We start from the raw sequence: 1,253 nt of genomic DNA on the forward strand, positions 1-1,253 counted from the left end.
TGCCACCCCTGGACCAGCCTTCTGCTTGACGGCCTCGGGCACCTCCAGGCCCTACCGGCTCCGTAGACACACGGCTCCTGCCTCCTGTCCACCACGATCCTGAAGGAAGAACCCTCTGGCCCCCGGAAAGGCCCGACCACCGCGAGACCACACGCGGCAAGCCGTCACACCCAACCGGCATAATCCCAGCCACGACACCGGCAACGACGCCACCCACACCCCACTCAACCAACCAATGAAAGATCGAGGCTAGACCGCTCGGGGTCCCGGCGGGCCTCCACAGCCATCCTGGTAGCCCGCTCCCGCAGCTCCTCGGGATACTTCCTTTGTGCACTCATGACAGTGATCCTTCCGTGTGTTCACTGCCTCCATCAAACCCGGTGCAGTTCAGTCGAAGACGGACTCGATCCTTTGTCGTAGGGGCGCCAGCGCGGTCTTACCTGGCCTGGGGCTCTCGCCGCGCATGGTGGGTCGTATCAGGGTCACGTTCCACTGGTTGAGTTCGTTTTCCAGGGCCTTGGAGCGGTAGCCCTTGTCGGCGAGTAGGGTTTGCCTGCTGGTGGCGGGAAGTTTGCTCAGCATCGTGCGCAGAACGTCGCGTTCGTCATCAGCCGGGTTTGTCAGTGCCCAGCACACCGGTAGCCCGCAGGCGGTGGTGATCATGTGCAGGCGCAGGCCCCAGAACCAGCGCGAGTGGGAGGCGCAGTACCCGTAGCCGGCCCATCCGGCCAGGTCGGAGCGTTTGACCGTGGGTCGGGAGCGGGCGCATTCCACAGGGGTGGAGTCGGTCAGCCACAGGTCGTCGCTCCAGGCGCTGAAGCGCCCTGGGTTTCGTTCCGTGGTTAGACGGTCGCGGGCGCGGTCGTCATGGGGTGAGTGTAGGACGCTTCGACTTCCGCGGGGGTGCGGTAGCCGAGAGCTTCGTGCAAGCGGTCATGGTTCCACCAGTGGACCCAGCCCATGGTGGCGATTTCGACCGCCTCGGTGGACTCCCAGATCCTGCGCTGGGAGTGGATCAATTCGGCCTTGAACAGGCCATTGACGGTCTCTGCGAGGGCGTTGTCGTAGGAGTCGCCGACGGTGCCGACTGATGCGGTGACGCCGGCGGTGATCAACGCGGCTGAGTAGGCCAGGGAGACGTATTGGGCTCCGCGGTCGCTGTGGTGGATCAGCCCGCTCTCACTGCGCACTGCGCCGCTGGTCAGCAGGGCATGTTCGAGCGCCAGCAGGGGCAGGCCCTCGGTGTGGAGGGT

The 1,253-nt window shown here is 65.2% G+C and carries 2 protein-coding genes; both read right to left on the reverse strand.

Features of this window, described 5'->3' with window-relative positions; genetic code table 11:
- Positions 1-387: 387 nt before the first annotated feature.
- Complete coding sequence (locus tag B1H55_RS08270) at positions 388-798, reverse strand: transposase (protein WP_077240402.1); 411 nt, start codon at positions 796-798, stop codon at positions 388-390.
- 44 nt (positions 799-842) lie between these two features.
- A partial coding sequence (locus B1H55_RS08275; RefSeq protein WP_205635515.1) for an integrase core domain-containing protein occupies positions 843-1,253 on the reverse strand: 411 nt, incomplete at its 5' end.

Origin of the sequence: Actinomyces denticolens, assembly GCF_002072185.1 — a bacterium.
GTDB classification, from domain to species: domain Bacteria; phylum Actinomycetota; class Actinomycetes; order Actinomycetales; family Actinomycetaceae; genus Actinomyces; species Actinomyces denticolens.